This window comes from Limosilactobacillus sp. (assembly GCF_051873075.1).
Classification (GTDB): Bacteria; Bacillota; Bacilli; order Lactobacillales; family Lactobacillaceae; genus Limosilactobacillus.
Map to the genome: position 1 here is coordinate 1 of NZ_JBJEEM010000017.1, position 18,028 is coordinate 18,028.

Consider the following 18,028-nt stretch of genomic DNA (forward strand, 5'->3'; position numbering starts at 1 on the left):
TTGGTTGTACTTAGCAAGACGGTCAGTCCGGCTCATAGAACCAGTCTTGATTTGGCCGGCGTTAGTAGCAACAACCAGGTCAGCAATCGTCGTGTCTTCAGTTTCACCAGAACGGTGTGAAACGATGGCAGTGTAACCAGCTTCCTTAGCCATTTCGATCGCTTCAACAGTTTCAGTCAAAGTACCGATTTGGTTAAGCTTGATCAGGATGGAGTTAGCGGCACCCATCTTGATACCCTTCTTCAGGTAGTCGGTGTTAGTTACGAAGAAGTCGTCACCAACAAGTTGAACCTTCTTACCAAGTTCCTTGGTAAGGGTTACCCAGTCATCCCAGTTGTTTTCGTCAATTGGGTCTTCTACAGAAACGATTGGGTACTTTTCAATGATACCGGACAGGTACTTGATCCATTCTTCAGTAGTGAATTCTTCACCAGTTGACCAACGAAGCTTGTACTTCTTAGCGTCGTCGTCCCAAAGTTCGGAAGCGGCAACGTCAAAGGCAATGGCAATGTCCTTGCCTGGCTTGTAGCCGGCGTCCTTGATAGCCTTGATCAGGTATTCGAATGGTTCAGCGTTGTTAGCAAAGTCAGGAGCAAATCCACCTTCGTCACCAACAGAGGTTACCTTGCCAGCAGCTTCCAGTTCCTTCTTCAGGGCGTGGAAAGTTTCTGAACCCCAACGAATAGCTTCACGAACAGTTGGTGCACCAACTGGCATGATCATGAATTCTTGGAAGTCAACCTTGTTATCAGAGTGGGCACCACCGTTGATAACGTTCATCATTGGTGTTGGCAGTACGTGAGCGTTGAAACCACCAAGGTAGTTGTAAAGAGGAACTTGCAGTTCATCAGCAGCAGCCCGAGCAGCAGCTAATGAAACGGCCAAGATAGCATTGGCACCAAGCTTACCCTTGTTTGGCGTACCGTCCAGCTTGATCATTGCCTTATCGATGGCAATTTGGTCAGTAACTTCCATACCAACGATTTCCTTAGCAATGATGTCGTTAACGTTAGCAACGGCCTTTAATACACCCTTGCCGCCGAAACGATCCTTGTCGCCATCACGCAATTCAACGGCTTCGTGTTCACCAGTTGAAGCACCTGATGGGACAATCCCACGGCCAACACCGCCAGCTTCAGTGTAAACTTCAGCTTCAACGGTTGGGTTACCACGTGAATCAAGAACTTCACGTGCATAAATATCTGTAATAAGTGACATTTGATGAATCTCTCCTCTGTCTTATATTTGGATACATTCCACAAGTAATATTGTATTATTTTGCACAACTAAAAACAAGCTTTTCGCCGCTAATGATTGACGATTTGTAAAAAGGTTTTCGGGTCTAGACTGGCAACGCCAACCAGTGCGCCATCAATATCCGGTTGGGCCATCAACGCCCCGACGTTCTTGGTCGTCACACTGCCGCCGTATAAAATCCGAATGTTTTCTGCCACCTGCGAACCATACATGTCCGCGATGGTCTGGCGAATCAAGTAACAGCCCTCTTCCGCCTGGTCCGGATCCGCACTCTGCCCAGTGCCGATCGCCCAGTTCGGTTCATAGGCAATCGTGACCTTTTCAATCTCATCTTCGGCCAAGCCTTTGACATCAGCCAAAATCCGGTTGACCACCCAGTGAATCTTCTGATCATAGGCAATCCGCCTGCCCATCGTATCGTCGCAGCAAACGATCGGACAAAGGTTATTCTCTAAAGCAGCCTTGACCTTCTTATTGATCAGCTCGTCGGTTTCATGAAAGTAGTTGCGTCGTTCGGAGTGACCAAGAATGACGTGGTGGATCCCAGCAGCATAAAGCGCCTTGGGACTCGTTTCACCCGTGAAGGCCCCACTATCCTTGTAATAGCAGTTCTCGGCCATTAACTTCAACGGTGAGCCTGCCGCAGCAGCCACCATCGGCACTAGCGCCAAAGTTGGGGCCGCCAACGCTGTCTCCTGTTGGCTGGCCGGTGGCAGCTGATCCTTAATCTGCTCAACAAAGTCCACCGCCTCATCGACCGTCTTGTTCATCTTCCAATTGCCCGCAATCATTGGAACCCGCATCACATCATCATCCTTTCAAAAAAAGCGGAACCGCACCAAGTGCCAGTTCCGCTCGTAAAGATTAGATTACTTTTCAGAAATTGCAGCAATTCCTGGTAATACCTTACCTTCAAGGTAGGTCAGGGAAGCCCCACCACCAGTGGAGATGTGGGTAAGCTTACCAGCAACACCCAATTGCTTAACAGCGGCAGTGGAGTCACCACCACCAACAATCGTGGTTGCGTCGGCTAAGGTACCAAGGAACTTACCAACTTCAAGGGTACCCTTAGCGAAGTTTGGCTTTTCAAAGACACCCATTGGGCCGTTCCAAACAACCGTCTTGGCGTCCTTCAAAACGTCTTCGAATTCCTTAATTGACTTTGGACCGATGTCAAGTGCCATCCAGCCATCGTCAATGTCGCCTTCAACCACCTTGGTGTTAGCGTCGTTGTCGAACTTGTCAGCAACTACGTTATCGATTGGCAGTACCAGCTTATCGCCAGCCTTGTCAAGGATTTGCTTAGCAACATCAATCTTGTCCTTTTCAACTAAGGAGTCACCAGTCTTGATGCCCTTGGCAGCGTAGAAGGTGTAAGCCATCCCACCACCGATGATGATCTTGTCAGCCTTGTCGAGCAGGTGGTCAATAACACCGATCTTGTCGGAAACCTTGGCACCACCCAGGATAGCAACAAATGGACGTTGTGGGTTGTCAACGGCGTCACCCAAGAACTTGATTTCCTTTTCCATCAAGTAACCGGCAGCAGCCTTACCTGGCATGTTAGTAGCAATCCCAACGTTGGAAGCGTGCTTACGGTGTGCAGTACCGAAAGCATCGTTGATGAAGACGTCACCAAGTGAAGCCCAGTACTTGCCCAATTCAGGGTCGTTGCCGGATTCACGCTTGACGTATTCGCCATCCTTAACATCTTCGTAACGGGTGTTTTGAACAAGCAGAACATCACCGTTGTTCATGTTGTCGATGGCATCTTCAAGCTGCTTGCCTTCCGTTACTGGAACAAAGGTAACAGGCTTGTTCAGCAGGTTGGAGAGGCGTTCAGCAACTGGACGCAGTGACAGACCCGGCTTGTCTTCTTCCTTCTTGATCCGGCCCAGGTGGGAGAACAGGATTGCCCGGCCACCGTGGTCGATAACGTACTTGATGGTTGGCAGTGCGGCAACGATCCGGTTGTCATCGCCAACAACACCATCATTAATTGGGACATTGAAGTCAACCCGCATCAGGACTTTCTTACCTTCTAATGGCAGGTCTTCAACAGTTAATTTAGCCATAACTATGTTTCCTCCTTCTCTGTTAAGGAAAAAGGTGGTTGGAGTCTCCTCCTCCCACCTTTTACAAAAGCTTATTTAAGCAATCAGATTAAAGTTCTGCGAAGTGAAGCAGAGTCCGAATCATGTTGCAAGTGAAGCCGTTTTCGTTGTCGTACCAAGCAACGGTCTTAACTAATTGAGTACCGTCTTCGCCTTCCATGATTTCGGTTTGTGATGGGTCAAATACTGAACCGAAAGTAGAACCGATGATATCACTTGAAACGATTGGGTCTTCAGTGTAACCGTAAGCTGGGTTGTTTTCAGCAGCCTTCTTCATAACGTCGTTAACTTCATCGATTGAAACCTTCTTGTTAAGGATAGTAACAAGTTCAGTCAATGAGCCGGTAGGTACGGCAACACGTTGTGCGTGACCAGAAAGCTTACCGTTCAGTTCTGGGATAACCAGACCGATAGCCTTAGCAGCACCACTTGAGTGAGGAATAGTGTTAACAGCTGCGGCACGGTTGTTACGGAACTTCTTACCACGTGGTTGGTCAAGAACAGCTTGAGAACCAGTGTAGGCGTGAACAGTAGTCATAGTACCAACCTTGATACCGAAGTTCTTGTTAAGCCAGTATGCCATTGGGGCAAGGCAGCTGGTCGTGCATGAACCAGCGGAAACGATCTTGTCGTCAGCCTTCAGAGTGTCCAAGTTAACACCTGGGACAACAGTAGGGATGTTACCAGCAGGTGCAGAAATCAGAACACGCTTTGCGCCGGCGTCCAAGTGAGCTTGGGACTTTTCTGCAGAAGTGTAGAAACCAGTACATTCAAGGACAAAGTCAACACCGTCGTTCTTTACCCAAGGAATGTTACGAGCGTCGCGTTCTGCGTATACAGGGTATTCCTTACCGTCAACAACGATGCCCTTGTCAGTTGATGAAACTTCGCCATCAAAACGACCTTGGGTTGAGTCGTACTTCAGTAAGTAAGCCAACATTTCTGGTGAAGTCAAGTCGTTAATAGCAACAACTTCGATGTCATCAGTGTTGAGTTCGTGAATACGACGGAATGCCAAACGACCAATACGGCCGAAACCATTAATACCAATCTTTACAGTCATACTGCAATTTCCTCCTTTAGGAAAACATAATTAGCGTACATGCTTAGTTTATCACATTCCGATTTTAGGACAAGCAACTTATACTCATTCTAAAATGTAAAACTAATGCAGTAAGGTCTAAGCAATATACAAACCTTACGCTACTTATAATACCCACCTTATTTGGAATTGTCTATTCAATCGCCCTAGAAATTTTCTTTTTTCTTGTGAAACCGTTATCTTAATTAAAAGTTTCAAATAATGGTTGCAATCTAATTGAGAATAGGATATTATAATAAACGTTGATTGATACAACACAGCAACACGCGCCCTTAGTGTAATGGATCGCACGTGAGATTCCGGTTCTCGAGATCCGGGTTCGACTCCCGGGGGGCGCATCGCAAAAGGCAACCGTTTCGACGGTTGCCTTTTTTGTGTACTATATATAGATATAGGTAATAAAAAACAGCCCAGCAAACGTTGGACTGTTTTTTTATATCATTACTTTTCGTCGGCTGGCTTTTCCTTAGCCCACTTACGAATAGCTTCGATCTTCTTTTCTTTTAATGCTCGCTTGTACTTAGGAGCAACTGGGCGACGGCCTTGTACGCCGTATGGGTGTGCTTTACGCATGTGAATATGCCTCCTTTTATATCAAACGTAAATTAATTAACGTTCCAATTATACCGGGCCACGTTTTAAAAAGCAACCCTTGACGGTATTTCACCCATTTATTTCCGCCACCGTCCTCCCCACCCGGTAAAATTGGCAAAATAATTTTAGCTTTTTACTGAAAATTGATAAACGTTACCAATCCCGTTGTCCATTGCTCTCCCCACTTTAGGCTAGACCAATTTGAGAAAACACTTTCAAATATATTGATATTAGGGGGCTTGCAAAGTATACCAATATGCGGTAGTATTTTGGGTGTGGTGAGAGGCCACCTGATAAAAGAAATAAACTAATAAAAAATTAACTAACATCTCTGGAGGCAATATCATGGAAGATACTAGTAAATTAAACGTATTCAAGACTGCTGCTGACTGGAAGGAACTCGACCAGCAAAGCGCCGCTGCTGAGTTGGACATGGTTTCCGAAAACGCCAATGAAAAATAACAAGCAGAAATTTCTCAATAAAGAACGGGCCTAGGCGATTGCTGGGCCCGTTTTCAATATTTGGGACAAAACATTTGACCTTTTTTGACCAATCGGTTATAGTATTAATATCCATTAGCAATAAATACTAATGAGTGCTAATCAATAAGGAGGCCACAACATGAACTTAGTTCCAACTGTCATTGAGCAATCATCTCGTGGTGAACGTGCTTATGATATCTACTCACGGCTTCTGAAGGACCGGATCATTATGCTGTCTGGTCCAATCGAAGACGATATGGCGAACTCAATCGTTGCGCAACTGCTGTTCTTGGATGCGCAAGACTCAACAAAAGACATTTACTTATACATCAACTCACCTGGTGGTGTCGTTACGTCAGGAATGGCGATCTACGACACGATGAACTTCATCAAGGCTGATGTCCAAACGATCGTTATTGGGATGGCTGCTTCCATGGCTAGTGTCCTGGTATCCTCTGGTGCCAAGGGCAAGCGTTATGGACTGCCACACTCACAAGTCCTGATTCACCAACCATCTGGTGGTGCTCAAGGTCAGCAAACTGAAATTGAAATTGCTGCCACTGAAATCCTGAAGACCCGGAAGATGCTGAACGGCATCCTTGCCAAGAACTCCGGTCAGCCGATCGAAAAGATCCAGCAGGATACGGAGCGTGACCACTACTTCACTGCACAAGAAGCGGTCGACTATGGTCTGCTCGATGGCGTCATGGAAAACAATTCTAAGCTGAAGTAGTCTTCAGCTGACAAACACCGTGCGATTCATCGTGCGGTGTTTTTTTATTACGTAAAAAGGTACACCTACAAAATTCGTGGGTGTACCTTTTTCATTATTTATTGCGCCTTCGACATCCGCAGCTCGTCCGCGTAGGCATTGAGTTTCCGCAGCCGGTGGTTGACCCCCGACTTTGAGATCGGCCCGCCCGGTACCAGCTCACCGAGTTCCTTTAAACTGACCTCCTGGTGGGCCAGCCGGGTCTCGGCGATCTCACGCAACTTGTCAGGCAGCGTCTGAATTCCAACCCGTTCATCAATCAAGCGGATATTCTCAATTTGCCGGGTTGAGGCATTAGCGATCTTATTCATATTGGCATTCTCACAGTTGACCAGCCGGTTAACCGAATTCCGCATGTCCCGGACGATTCGGACATTCTCAAACTGCAGCATCGAATTGGTGGCCCCGATCAGTGACATGAAGTCAGCAATCTTCTCGGCTTCCTTCAGATAGACGATGAAGCCGCTGCGCCGGGCCGTCGTCTGGGCGTTGAGGCCAAACTTGTTCATCATCTGGGCGATCATCTCATTGTGCTCCTCGTACAATGAGTAGATTTCCAAGTGATAGCGCGACGTCTCGGGGTTGTTGACCGACCCCCCTGCCAAGAAAGCTCCCCGCAGGTATGACCGGACCATCCACTCGTCATCAAGCAGCTCCACCGGCACCCGTTCCTTGATCTGCAGGTTCTGCAAGATCCCGAGGTCATCAAGGACATGCTGCGCCGCATAGCGCAACCGGACGATATACTGGTTGTTCTTCTTGAGCTTCATCTTGCGTCGTACCACGATGTCACTCTCCACGTGGTAGAACTCCTTTAACAACGAGTAGATCCGCCGGGCAATCGCCGGGTTCTCCGTTTGAATGTTCAAAATCAGCTGGTGATTGGCCAGGGCAATACTGCCGTTCATCCGAATCAAGGCCATCAGCTCGGCCTGGGCGTTCTTCTGGTGAACCTTGATCGCCGTCAATTCTTTCTTTACTTCGCTCGCGTACGACACAAAATTCCCTCCTAGTCGTGGACCTGGTGCAGGCGGTTGATCAGCTCAGCCACCACCAAGTCGCGGTCATGAAAGGCCCCATTATCCTTGAGGCGTAGGAAATTAGAACTGATCACCCGGCATCCCTGGTCACGCAATCCCTGGAAGTCGTGGCCCACTGGCTGGGAGATCTCATTCCATTCCTGAAAATCAATGTAGTTCTTCGGTACCGGCCGGATATTGACCAGGACCGTATCAATAAAGTGTTTACCGAGGTGCTGGTTAAGGACCCGAACATGGTCGGCATCGGTGAAGTGGTCGGTCTCACCCTTCTGCGTCATGATGTTGCAGATGTAGACGACCTCCGCCTTGCTCTCACAAACGGCCCGGCCAACCTCCTCGATCATCAGGTTTGGCAGGATGCTGGTAAACAGGCTCCCCGGTCCCAAGACGATCTGGTCAGCTTCTCTAATGGCCTGAATAACTTCGGGGGCCGGCTCGGCCCGGTGTCCATCCCCATCATTGGACGGGGTAACCCAGACCCGCTTGATCTGCTTATGGGCCGCGGTGATCTCGGATTCACCACTCAGGGTCGTCCCGTCAGTAAACTCGGCGTTCAAAGTCAGCGGTTCGTTAGCGACTGGGTAGATATGGCCGCGAATCTTCATCATATTGGACAACTCCTGAACGGCGGGAAAGATCCCGTCCTTCATCTCTGACAAAGCGGAAATGATCAGGTTGCCAATGGCGTGCCCGGCAAAGAACTGGTCGCGACTGTTGAAGCGGTATTGGAAGACGTCCAACTCCAGCTGTGGCAGTTCCGACAAGGCCACCAGCCCGTTACGAATATCACCAGGCGGTACCACGTTGATGTAGTCACGCAGGATTCCCGAGGACCCCCCATCGTCAGCGACCGTTACTACGGCGGTAATATCGACGTCTTTGTCGCGCAGCCCCCGTAGGACAACCGGAAGGCCCGTTCCACCGCCGATCACCACAATCTTTGGTTTCCGAAACATAAGTGCTGACTTCCTTTCTATTGTGCCTTGTCAACATCACGGTGGTATAGGTTAACCTGGTAGCCGCTGTCCTTAAGGTCATCCGCCAGCCGGTTGGCAATCGTCACTGACCGGTGTTGGCCGCCCGTACAGCCGATGGCCACCGTCAGGCTGCTCTTGCCCTCGTGAATGTAACCAGGAAGGGCACCCTTGATGAGTGATGACAGGTGCTGGTAAAACTGCTTGGCTTCGTCGCTCTTCATGACGTATTCCTGGACCGCCCGATCGTTTCCGGTCTGGTGCTTTAGTTCCGGGATATAGAACGGGTTCGGCAGGAAGCGAACGTCCATGACGATGTCCGCGTCCAACGGCAGGCCGTACTTAAAGCCAAAGGACATCACCTCAACGTAGAAGTTGCTGCCCTCGCCATGGCCGAAGAGCTTGTTGATCCGCAGCTTCAGGTTCCGCGGGGTCAGGTTGGTCGTATCGATGATCTCATCGGCCTGACTCTTCAGTTCGGTCATCAGTTTCCGTTCTAATTCCACCCCGTCCAGGAGCCGTCCCTGCGGTGCCAACGGGTGTGCCCGCCGAGTTTCCTTGTAGCGTGAAACCAGGGTAACGTTGTCAGCATCCAAAAACAGCAAGCGGACTTGTAAGTCGGCTCGCTTGCGGAGCTTTTCCAGACTCGGCAACACCTTGCTGTGGAAGCCGCGGGAACGCAGGTCCATCACCATGGCGATCTTATCGAACTCACCAGAATTTTTGATCACGTCCACGAATTTTTCCGCCAGACTCGGGAGCATATTGTCAATTACGAAGTAGCCAAGATCCTCAAAGCTGTGGATCGCCACCGTCTTGCCGGCGCCGCTCATCCCCGTAATGATCACTACCTGCATCTTATCAGCCATTTATTTTTCCTCTCTTCTATCAGGACTACCCAAGTATTGTAACACATCAAGCCGGGCGTGTCTTATGATTGCTCGTCAGGGTTGCAGATTATCATGGTGAAGGTTCTCCCAGATATTCTCATCGACGTACGGCCGCACGTTTTCCAGCGTCAGGTCCTCGTCCCCCAAGCACCTGATCCCGTGTGCTTGCAGGAGGGCGGCGGTCACCCCCTGGCCCGGAATCTTGTTCCCGGCAAAACTGCCGTCGTAGACCAGCTTAGTCCCACAGGCCGGGCTCTTCTGTTTCAAAAAGGCCACCGTGACCCCGTGGTCCTGGGCAATCTTTAAGGCCATTCTAGCGCCCTGCAGGTATTCCTCGGTCACGTCGCGGCCCGCACGATTCATTACCGTGGCCCGGCCCGCCAACACGTCGCGCCCGGTGCCGCCCTGGATTTCCGCCGGAACACGCGGCGTCCTAAAGCCGCCCATGATCTCTGGGCAAACCGTCACCGCCTGGCCCATCGCCACCAGCTTCACCGCTAAGTCATTTTGGGCATTGCCGCCATCGTAGCGAACATTGAACCCCGCTAGGCATGCACTAATCAGAATCATCACCATCGCCTCCTTTTTCCAGAATAACACTAAAGAGAGCTCCACCACCATGAAGCTCTCTTTTTTCGTCTATTTGCGTTTGCGCTGCCGTTTTGCCGCATGGGCGGCCATCAGCTCGCGGTCCCGGTCCAGCATCTGCTTGAGATACTTACCGGTGTAGCTGCCCTTGACTTGGGCGACCTCTTCCGGTGTCCCGGTAGCCACGACTTGGCCGCCGCCCTCACCGCCTTCTGGTCCGAGGTCAATCAGCCAATCAGCCGATTTTACCACATCTAGTTCGTGCTCAATCACCAGAACGGTATTGCCGGCGTCCACCAGCCGCTGCAGGACACCCAAAAGACGCTTAATGTCGTCCATGTGAAGTCCGGTCGTCGGCTCATCCAAGATGTAGAAACTCTTGCCGTGGGACTGCCGGTGCAGTTCGGCCGCCAGCTTCATCCGCTGGGCTTCCCCACCGGACAGGGTCGTAGCCGGCTGCCCCAGGTGAACGTAGCCCAGGCCGACGTCCTCGATCGTCTGCAGCTTGCGCCGGATCTTCGGAATGGCGCTGAAGAAGTCCAGGGCCTCAGATACCGTCATATTCAGCACCTCGGCGATGTTCTTCCCCTTGTATTCCACCTCGAGGGTCTCGGAGTTATACCGGGTCCCGTGGCAGACCTCACACGGCACGTAGACGTCGGGCAGGAAGTTCATCTCGATTTTGATGATCCCGTCCCCGTGGCAGGCCTCACAGCGGCCGCCCTTGACGTTGAAACTGAACCGGCCCTTGGTGTAGCCCCGCACCTTGGCCTGGTTGGTCTGGGCGAAGAGTTCCCGGATGTCGTCGAAGACCCCGGTGTAGGTGGCCGGGTTGCTCCGCGGGGTCCGGCCGATCGGCGACTGGTCAATGTTGATGACCTTCTCGATGTTCTTGACCCCGGAAATCGACTTGTACTTGCCCGGCTTGGCGGAATTGTTGTTGAGCTTTTGGGCCAGGATCCGCTTCAGGATCAGGTTAACCAGGGTTGATTTACCGGAACCAGAAACCCCGGTAACACAGATGAACTTGCCGAGGGGAAAATCAACGTCAATGTTCTTGAGGTTGTTGGCCGCGGCCCCCTTCAGGACAATGTGCTTGCCGTTGCCCTCGCGCCGCTTTGTCGGCACCTCAATCATCTTCTTGCCCGACAGGTACTGCCCCGTCAGCGACTTCCGCGACCGCATGATCTGCTTTGGCGTTCCGGCGGCCATCACTTGACCACCGTTTTCACCGGCACCAGGGCCGATGTCAATGATGTAATCGGCCGCCCGCATCGTGTCCTCGTCGTGTTCGACCACGATCAGGGTGTTGCCGAGGTCCCGCATCGCCTTGAGCGAGGAGATCAGCCGGTCGTTGTCCCGCTGGTGGAGCCCAATCGACGGCTCATCCAGCACGTACATTACCCCGGAAAGGTTGGACCCGATCTGGGTGGCCAGCCGGATTCGCTGGGCTTCCCCACCGGAGAGGGTCCGGGCAGACCGACTGAGGGTCAGGTACTCAACACCGACGTTTTGCATGAAGGTCAGCCGATCCAGAATTTCCTTTAGGATCGGCTTAGCAATTTGCTCGTTTTGTTCCGACAGCTTGACGTTCTTGAAGAAGTCGATGGCTTTGCTGATCGGCAGGTCGGAAACCTCACCGATGTTCTGGCCGTCGATCTTGACGGCCAGGGCCCGTTGGTTAAGCCGATAGCCGTGGCAGACCGGGCACGGCAGCTCGGTCATGTACTTGCGCATCTGCTCCCGGGTGAAGTCGGAGTTGGTCTCCTTGTAACGCCGCTTGATGTTATTGATGACCCCTTCGAATGGGGCGTCGACATCTCGCACCCCGCCGAAATCATTTTCGTAGTGGAAGTGGAAGGTCTGGTCGCCGTTGCCGTAGAGGACCATCTTTTGCTGTTTCTTAGAAAGCTTGTTGAACGGCGTGTCCATGTCGATGCCGACCGCCTGGCAGAACTGTTCCAGAAGCTGGGGGTAGTACTGGGAAGAAATCGGGTTCCATGGCACCATGGCGCCTTCGCGCAGGGTCTTGCTGCGGTCCGGAACGACCAGGTCCACGTCAACCTCCAGCTTAGAGCCGAGTCCCTCGCACTCGGGACAGGCGCCAATCGGGGCGTTGAAGGAGAAGAGCCGGGGTTCGAGTTCGCCCACCGTGAAGCCGCAGATTGGGCAGGCGTACTTTTCGGAGAACGGGATCGGTTCGCCGCCGATGACGTCCGCAATGGCATAACCGTCACTGAGCCGCAGGGCCGATTCGAAGGAATCAAAGAGCCGGGAGCGGATACCGTCCTTAACGATGATCCGGTCGATGACCACGTTAACGGTGTGCTTCTTGTTCTTATCGAGTTCCGGAACCTCATCTAAGTCGTAGGTCTCACCGTCAACCTGGACCCGGACGAAGCCTTCCCGTTTGATCTTATCGAAGACCTTCTTCTGGGTGCCCTTCTTGTCGCGGACAATCGGCGACAGAATCTGAAGCCGGGTCCGTTCGGGCAGTTTGAGTATCCGATCCACCATCTGGTCCGGCGATTGGCTGGTGATCGGGATGTGGTCATTTGGACAAATCGGGGTACCGGCACGGGCCCACAGCAGCCGGAGGAAGTCATTGATCTCGGTAACCGTCCCGACCGTCGACCGCGGGTTGTGGGAGGTCGTCTTCTGGTCGATCGAGATGGCCGGTGAAAGGCCGTCGATCGAGTCGACGTCCGGCTTATCCATCTGTCCCAAGAACTGCCGGGCGTACGCGGACAGGCTCTCGACATAGCGTCGCTGCCCTTCCGCGTACAGGGTGTCGAAAGCGAGTGAACTCTTCCCAGACCCCGACAGGCCAGTGATTACGACCAGTTTGTTCTTGGGAATCGTCACATCAATATTCTTCAAATTATGGGCACGAGCCCCATGAATCACAATCTTATCGGTTGCCATCACTTATCCCCCTTATTTCTTCTTGCTTTTCTTTCCCGTCATCTGGGCCTTTAGCTCCATGACGGTGTCACGCAGCGTGGCGGCCTGCTCGAAGTCCAGCCGTTTAGCCGCTGACTGCATCTGCTCCGTTAATTCGGCCACCATCTTCTCCTGGTCGGTCCGCTTCAGCTTAGCAAAGTCACGGGTCGTAAATTCGCTGCTGTCCTCCTGCTCACCGGTGTCTTCACTCGGCTTCGTGGCAGAAATGGCGTCCTGAATCGGCTTGATAATCGTCTTTGGCGTAATGTGATGTTCTTCGTTGTACTTCATCTGGATTGCCCGCCGCCGTTTCGTCTCGTCGATCGCCTTTTGCATCGACTCGGTAACCGTGTCGGCGTACATGATGACCGCCCCGTGTTCGTTCCGGGCGGCCCGGCCGATCGTCTGAATCAACGACCGCTCGTTACGCAGGAATCCTTCCTTGTCTGCATCGAGGATGGCAACCAGGGAAACTTCAGGCACGTCCAGCCCTTCCCGTAGCAGGTTGATCCCGACCAGGACATCGAACTTACCCAACCGCAAGTCCCGGATGATCTGGGTCCGCTCCAGGGTCTTGATATCGCTGTGAAGGTACTTAACCTTCAGTCCGAGGTCCTTCAAATAGTCGGTCAGGTCTTCCGACATCTTCTTGGTCAGGGTAGTGACGAAGACCCGATCGTTGCGTTCGATCCGCTTGTTGATCTCGCCGACCAGGTCATCGATCTGCCCCATCACCGGCCGAACTTCAATCGTTGGATCAAGCAGCCCGGTTGGCCGAATGATCTGTTGCACAACGTGGTCCGTCTGGTTTTCTTCATACGGTCCCGGAGTTGCCGACATGTAGACCACCTGGTTGACGTGTTTTTCAAACTCCGCCAGCTTCAATGGCCGGTTGTCGAGGGCACTCGGTAAGCGGAAACCATAGTCGATCAACATCTGCTTCCGCGCACGATCCCCGTTGTACATCCCCCGCACCTGGGGCATCGTCTGGTGGGATTCGTCAACCACCATCAGGAAGTCCTTCGGGAAGAAGTCGAGCAGGGTGTACGGCGGCTCACCGGGTTTGCGCCGGTCCATGTAGCGTGAGTAGTTCTCAATTCCGTTGACGTAGCCGACCTCTCGCATCATCTCAATGTCATAGCTGGTCCGTTGCTGGATCCGCTCCGCCTCCAGGAGCTTCCCCTGGTCGGTAAACTTCTTGACCTGCTTCTTCATATCGGCTTCGATCTCCGGCAGGGCCAGGTCCATAATGTCCTCATTGGTCATGAAGTGGGTCGCCGGGAAGATCGAAACCTCTTCCCGATCGCCCTTGACTTCACCGGTCAGGGCATCGACCTCGCGGATTCGGTCGATCTCGTCACCGAAGAATTCAATCCGCAGTGCAGTCTCGCCGTGAGACGCTGGGAAAATCTCCACCACGTCGCCGTGGACCCGGAACCGGCCCCGCTGGAAGTCGATGTCGTTCCGGTCGTACTGAATCTTGACCAGGTCGTTTAGGACCGTATCCCGTTCGATCTCCTGGCCGACGTGGAGGGAGAGGACACTGTTCTGGTACTCGTTGGGGTTACCAAGACCGAAGATGCTGGAAACTGAAGCCACCACGATCACGTCGTTGCGCTCCAATAGCGCGGTGGTGGCGGCGTTACGCAGCTTATCGATTTCATCGTTGATTGAGGCGTCCTTTTCAATGTAGGTATCGCTGGATGGGACATAGGCCTCGGGCTGGTAGTAGTCATAATAGGAAACAAAGTATTCTACCGCATTATTCGGGAAGAACTTCTTCATTTCACCATACAGCTGGCCCGCCAAAGTCTTATTGTGGGACAGGATCAGGGTCGGCTTGTTCACGTTGGCAATCACGTTGGAGATGGTGAAGGTCTTCCCGGTCCCCGTGGCTCCCAACAGGATCTGAGCCTTCTCGCCCTTCTCGATTCCCTGCGTCAGCTCGGCGATGGCCTCGGGCTGGTCCCCGGTTGGCTTGTAATCCGAAACGAGGTCAAACTTCTTGTCTGGCTGTCGATAAATCAATGCGCGTACCTCCCTAATTAGCCGTTATAACGTACAAAAAGAGAAAGGTCGCCCTTTCTCTTGATTTAACTATTATTCAGTTTATCACCCAAACATGCATTCGTCTATCAATATGGATAGCAACGAAAAAGGGCCGGGAAAAATTCCCTAACCCTTTAATAATGCTTTAGAAGTGACGTTTACGGAAGCCAAACAGGCTCAGGCTACCAATGATTAATCCCATGACAGTAGCAAGAACTGACCGACTATTTCCCGTCTGTGGTAACCCCTGCCCTTCTCGGTGTCCTACACCAGATTGGCTAGTCTGCTTAGGAGTTGCTAATGAACTAGCTACTGATGAAGAAGTAGTAAGTAAGGTTACTTGGTTACCAACCTGTTCATCGTGACTAGGCACACTTGCTTGATACGATGCGTCTACTGATGTCTTGGCAGTGCCATCGACGGATAACGTTGTCGATTGTTTACCATCAACACTTGCGGTTTTCATTGGAACCGTCGGCGTAATAATCTCCGGTACGGTTGGTTGTGGAGTCGTCGGTTGTGTTGGTGTCGTCGGCGTTTCCGGCGTCGTCGGTTGCGTTGGGCTCGTCGGCTTAGCTGGACTTGTCGGTTGCGTCGGACTCGTCGGCGTTTCCGGCGTCGTCGGCTGTGTTGGAGTCGTCGGCGTTACTGGCGTCGTCGGCTGTGTTGGAGTCGTCGGCGTTACTGGCTTCGTTGGCTGTGTTGGACTTGTCGGCTTAGCTGGACTTGTCGGCTGTGTTGGAGTCGTCGGCGTTACTGGCTTTGTCGGCTGCGTTGGACTCGTTGGCTTAGCTGGACTTGTCGGCTGCGTTGGACTCGTCGGCGTCACTGGCTTCGTCGGTTGCGTCGGATTCGTCGGCGTTTCTGGCTTTGTCGGTTGCGTCGGACTCGTTGGCGTCACTGGCTTCGTCGGCTGCGTTGGACTCGTTGGCGTTACTGGCGTTGTCGGTTGCGTTGGATTCGTTGGCGTTTCCGGCTTCGTTGGTTGCGTTGGGCTCGTCGGTGTTTCCGGCGTCGTCGGCTGCGTTGGTGTTGTTGGCGTTACCGGCTTCGTCGGTTGCGTTGGACTCGTCGGTGTCACTGGCTTTGTCGGCTGTGTTGGAGTCGTCGGCGTTTCCGGTTTTGTCGGTTGCGTCGGACTCGTCGGCGTTACTGGCTTCGTCGGCTGTGTTGGTGCAGTTGGTGTTACCGGCTTTGTCGGTTGCGTTGGACTCGTTGGCGTTACTGGCTTCGTCGGCTGCGTCGGACTCGTCGGCGTTACTGGCTTCGTCGGCTGTGTTGGTGCAGTTGGTGTTACCGGCTTTGTCGGTTGCGTTGGACTCGTTGGCGTTACTGGCTTCGTCGGCTGCGTCGGACTCGTCGGCGTTACTGGCTTCGTCGGCTGTGTTGGATCCGTTGGTGTTTCCGGCTTTGTCGGTTGCGTCGGAGTTGTCGGTGTTTCCGGCTTCGTCGGCTGCGTCGGACTCGTCGGCGTTACTGGCTTCGTCGGCTGCGTTGGACTCGTCGGCTTAGCTGGGCTTGTCGGCTGCGTTGGACTCGTTGGCTTAGCTGGCTTTGTCGGCTGCGTTGGACTCGTCGGCGTTACTGGCTTCGTCGGTTGCGTTGGCGTGCTTGGACTCGTTGGCTGTGTCGGGGCGGTTGGGATTACTGGGTATACGTTATTAGGGAAGTAGGGAATAATAGTACCACCACCACGTAAATCCCAGCGGTGCGTCTCCCCACCGGTAACGTTTACCCGATCAGCAATTAAATTACCATCCATATTGCAGCCAGCATTTATTTCACTTTGCGGTGCTAAAGCACTCCCTAAAAAGTAGCCACCACTAACGTTCAACTGCGCCTTGGCATTACCGAAATTCCAGATAACGTGATTGGGCTTAGTATGGCCCTCGCTTGGATTAACTGTTTGACCATCATCGTAAGTCAGCTTGGTCTGGGTATTAAGAAAAACATTGGTTTGTGATCCCATATTAACGTTTAGGATCACAACCGGACCATCTTCACGTGAACTCAATCCTTTAATCGTCAATGGTTGTGGAGCGCTCAAATACTCCAGTGGCACATTAACAAAGATAGTTTTAACGCCCTGGGCAACACCACTAATGTCGATGAAGCGATTATTCATATCGCTGAAATCAACCTTGACCCCCTCCGTTTGGTCCTGCTTGGTATAAAGGTCTGCCAAGTTCCGCAAATTCGTAAATTCTTGGTCAAAGTCAATCAGCTTAGTATTTTCGACCTTTTCTTTATCCGGATCCAGGTGATCCAGGCGAACGCCATTTGCGAAAACATGGTGATCTTTAATCTCGATCTTTCCCCATGCATCATTCCCAAATACAACATGACTATTCGGATTACGGAAAGCATTGGCGCCCAGCTGATCAAACGATTCGATATAGTAAACATCACCCGTTTGACCATCTAACTTATAGTTATGCGATTCGTTACGGGTCCCAAACTCATTTCCTGAAAGGTAGTGCCGCGTGGCAATGTTCCCGTTAACATCGGCGCCAATCTGAACCTCATTAGCAAAAATATGAAATCTTTCCGCTCCTGATAATAAATTATTATCCAGCTGATCCTTCAAAGATGATGATGAATTAGCACTTTCAGAAACGGCCGCCTGTGCATCAGTAGCAGGAGCAGCACTAGATGCAACGGTGGCTGCACTACCCTGGGACGCTGAAGAGGAAACGGCGGAACCTGGTTCTGCGCTTACACTCGCTGCACTGCTGGCAGAACTGTTTGAAGCAATAACTGATTGTGGAGCGGTGGCAGCTGTCTCCTGAGTATCTGCTTTAACAGAAGTTGCCATTCCAGTAAAAGCCAACACCGTGATCGTGGCAGTCAACCACAGCTTGCCGGCTTTGTACATTTTATAGTGCTTTAATTCATTCATCTTGTTTATAGTCTCTTTCTATAGTTAGTTTACGGTACACTATTAATTCTAAGTGTCTAGGAAACTACTGAGCAAGATTTAAATGAAAATTTTTTCATATGTAGCTTGGATTTTATAATAAGTATAATATTAATAAATAATTAAATAAATAACACTTGTTTTAGTTGAAATATAACAGTAAAAATTATAGAACAATTCTTCTATATATCAGCTATTAAACTACCAAAATACTACGATTTTCTTATATGCTGAATTAATATTTCTAAAATCATTTTAACTTATCACTAGATTAGTCATCCGTTTTTATTAGTTAATTTAGCCCT

General features: G+C 51.5%; 13 protein-coding genes and 1 tRNA gene. 2 read left to right on the forward strand and 12 right to left on the reverse strand.

The genetic code is table 11. From position 1 onward, the window contains the following. The 4 genes from eno to gap form a co-directional block, all read right to left on the reverse strand. Nucleotides 1-1,218 (reverse strand): phosphopyruvate hydratase (gene eno, locus ACI31J_RS02465; RefSeq protein ID WP_439772867.1); only part of this gene is annotated, 1,218 nt, incomplete at its 3' end. 89 nt (nucleotides 1,219-1,307) lie between these two features. Continuing rightward, nucleotides 1,308-2,060, reverse strand: coding sequence for a triose-phosphate isomerase (gene tpiA, locus ACI31J_RS02470; RefSeq protein ID WP_439772868.1), 753 nt, complete (start codon nucleotides 2,058-2,060; stop codon nucleotides 1,308-1,310). A 66-nt stretch (nucleotides 2,061-2,126) separates the two neighbouring features. Then, nucleotides 2,127-3,332 carry a phosphoglycerate kinase gene (locus ACI31J_RS02475; RefSeq protein ID WP_439772869.1) on the reverse strand — a complete coding sequence of 402 codons (1,206 nt, stop codon included), beginning with the start codon at nucleotides 3,330-3,332 and terminating at the stop codon, nucleotides 2,127-2,129. Between the two features lie 88 nt (nucleotides 3,333-3,420). Next, a complete protein-coding gene (gene gap, locus ACI31J_RS02480) occupies nucleotides 3,421-4,434 on the reverse strand; it encodes a type I glyceraldehyde-3-phosphate dehydrogenase (RefSeq protein ID WP_439772870.1) in 1,014 nt (337 codons plus the stop codon). A 305-nt stretch (nucleotides 4,435-4,739) separates the two neighbouring features. Between gap and ACI31J_RS02485 the strand changes: the two genes are divergently transcribed. Next, nucleotides 4,740-4,811, forward strand: a tRNA-Arg gene (locus ACI31J_RS02485). A gap of 103 nt (nucleotides 4,812-4,914) precedes the next feature. Here the strand turns inward: ACI31J_RS02485 and ACI31J_RS02490 are convergent. Continuing rightward, complete coding sequence (locus ACI31J_RS02490) at nucleotides 4,915-5,046, reverse strand: hypothetical protein (RefSeq protein WP_263851300.1); 132 nt, start codon at nucleotides 5,044-5,046, stop codon at nucleotides 4,915-4,917. 643 nt (nucleotides 5,047-5,689) lie between these two features. Here ACI31J_RS02490 and clpP point away from each other — a divergent pair. Then, a complete protein-coding gene (gene clpP, locus ACI31J_RS02495) occupies nucleotides 5,690-6,283 on the forward strand; it encodes an ATP-dependent Clp endopeptidase proteolytic subunit ClpP (RefSeq protein ID WP_439772871.1) in 594 nt (197 codons plus the stop codon). Nucleotides 6,284-6,381: 98 nt separating this feature from the next. On the opposite strand, the gene whiA is transcribed toward clpP, so the two are convergent. The 7 genes from whiA to ACI31J_RS02530 form a co-directional block, all read right to left on the reverse strand. After that, a complete protein-coding gene (gene whiA / locus ACI31J_RS02500; RefSeq protein WP_439772872.1) occupies nucleotides 6,382-7,320 on the reverse strand; it encodes a DNA-binding protein WhiA in 939 nt (312 codons plus the stop codon). Nucleotides 7,321-7,331: 11 nt separating this feature from the next. Beyond that, entirely contained in the window at nucleotides 7,332-8,318 is a 987-nt protein-coding gene (locus tag ACI31J_RS02505; protein WP_439772873.1) for a gluconeogenesis factor YvcK family protein, read from the reverse strand. Nucleotides 8,319-8,335: 17 nt separating this feature from the next. After that, nucleotides 8,336-9,205 carry an RNase adapter RapZ gene (rapZ, locus tag ACI31J_RS02510; RefSeq protein ID WP_439772874.1) on the reverse strand — a complete coding sequence of 290 codons (870 nt, stop codon included), beginning with the start codon at nucleotides 9,203-9,205 and terminating at the stop codon, nucleotides 8,336-8,338. 75 nt (nucleotides 9,206-9,280) lie between these two features. After that, entirely contained in the window at nucleotides 9,281-9,796 is a 516-nt protein-coding gene (locus ACI31J_RS02515) for a DUF523 domain-containing protein (protein WP_439772875.1), read from the reverse strand. 69 nt (nucleotides 9,797-9,865) lie between these two features. After that, complete coding sequence (gene uvrA, locus ACI31J_RS02520; RefSeq protein ID WP_439772876.1) at nucleotides 9,866-12,739, reverse strand: excinuclease ABC subunit UvrA; 2,874 nt, start codon at nucleotides 12,737-12,739, stop codon at nucleotides 9,866-9,868. Between the two features lie 12 nt (nucleotides 12,740-12,751). Next, entirely contained in the window at nucleotides 12,752-14,785 is a 2,034-nt protein-coding gene (gene uvrB / locus ACI31J_RS02525) for an excinuclease ABC subunit UvrB (protein ID WP_439772877.1), read from the reverse strand. A gap of 166 nt (nucleotides 14,786-14,951) precedes the next feature. Continuing rightward, the gene (locus tag ACI31J_RS02530; protein ID WP_439772878.1) at nucleotides 14,952-17,705 is read right to left on the reverse strand and encodes a KxYKxGKxW signal peptide domain-containing protein; all 2,754 of its coding nucleotides are present in this window, start codon (nucleotides 17,703-17,705) and stop codon (nucleotides 14,952-14,954) included. Nucleotides 17,706-18,028 lie beyond the last annotated feature (323 nt).

What these genes read in the sequence shown, in the direction of transcription:
- rapZ (WP_439772874.1), bottom strand. Translation starts at nt 9,205, where the DNA reads ATGGCTGATAAGATGCAGGTAGTGATCATTACGGGGATGAGCGGCGCC.
- ACI31J_RS02490 (WP_263851300.1), bottom strand. Translation starts at nt 5,046, where the DNA reads ATGCGTAAAGCACACCCATACGGCGTACAAGGCCGTCGCCCAGTTGCT.
- gap (WP_439772870.1), bottom strand. Translation starts at nt 4,434, where the DNA reads ATGACTGTAAAGATTGGTATTAATGGTTTCGGCCGTATTGGTCGTTTG.
- ACI31J_RS02475 (WP_439772869.1), bottom strand. Translation starts at nt 3,332, where the DNA reads ATGGCTAAATTAACTGTTGAAGACCTGCCATTAGAAGGTAAGAAAGTC.
- tpiA (WP_439772868.1), bottom strand. Translation starts at nt 2,060, where the DNA reads ATGCGGGTTCCAATGATTGCGGGCAATTGGAAGATGAACAAGACGGTC.
- ACI31J_RS02505 (WP_439772873.1), bottom strand. Translation starts at nt 8,318, where the DNA reads ATGTTTCGGAAACCAAAGATTGTGGTGATCGGCGGTGGAACGGGCCTT.
- ACI31J_RS02530 (WP_439772878.1), bottom strand. Translation starts at nt 17,705, where the DNA reads ATGAATGAATTAAAGCACTATAAAATGTACAAAGCCGGCAAGCTGTGG.
- clpP (WP_439772871.1), top strand. Translation starts at nt 5,690, where the DNA reads ATGAACTTAGTTCCAACTGTCATTGAGCAATCATCTCGTGGTGAACGT.
- uvrA (WP_439772876.1), bottom strand. Translation starts at nt 12,739, where the DNA reads ATGGCAACCGATAAGATTGTGATTCATGGGGCTCGTGCCCATAATTTG.
- ACI31J_RS02515 (WP_439772875.1), bottom strand. Translation starts at nt 9,796, where the DNA reads ATGATTCTGATTAGTGCATGCCTAGCGGGGTTCAATGTTCGCTACGAT.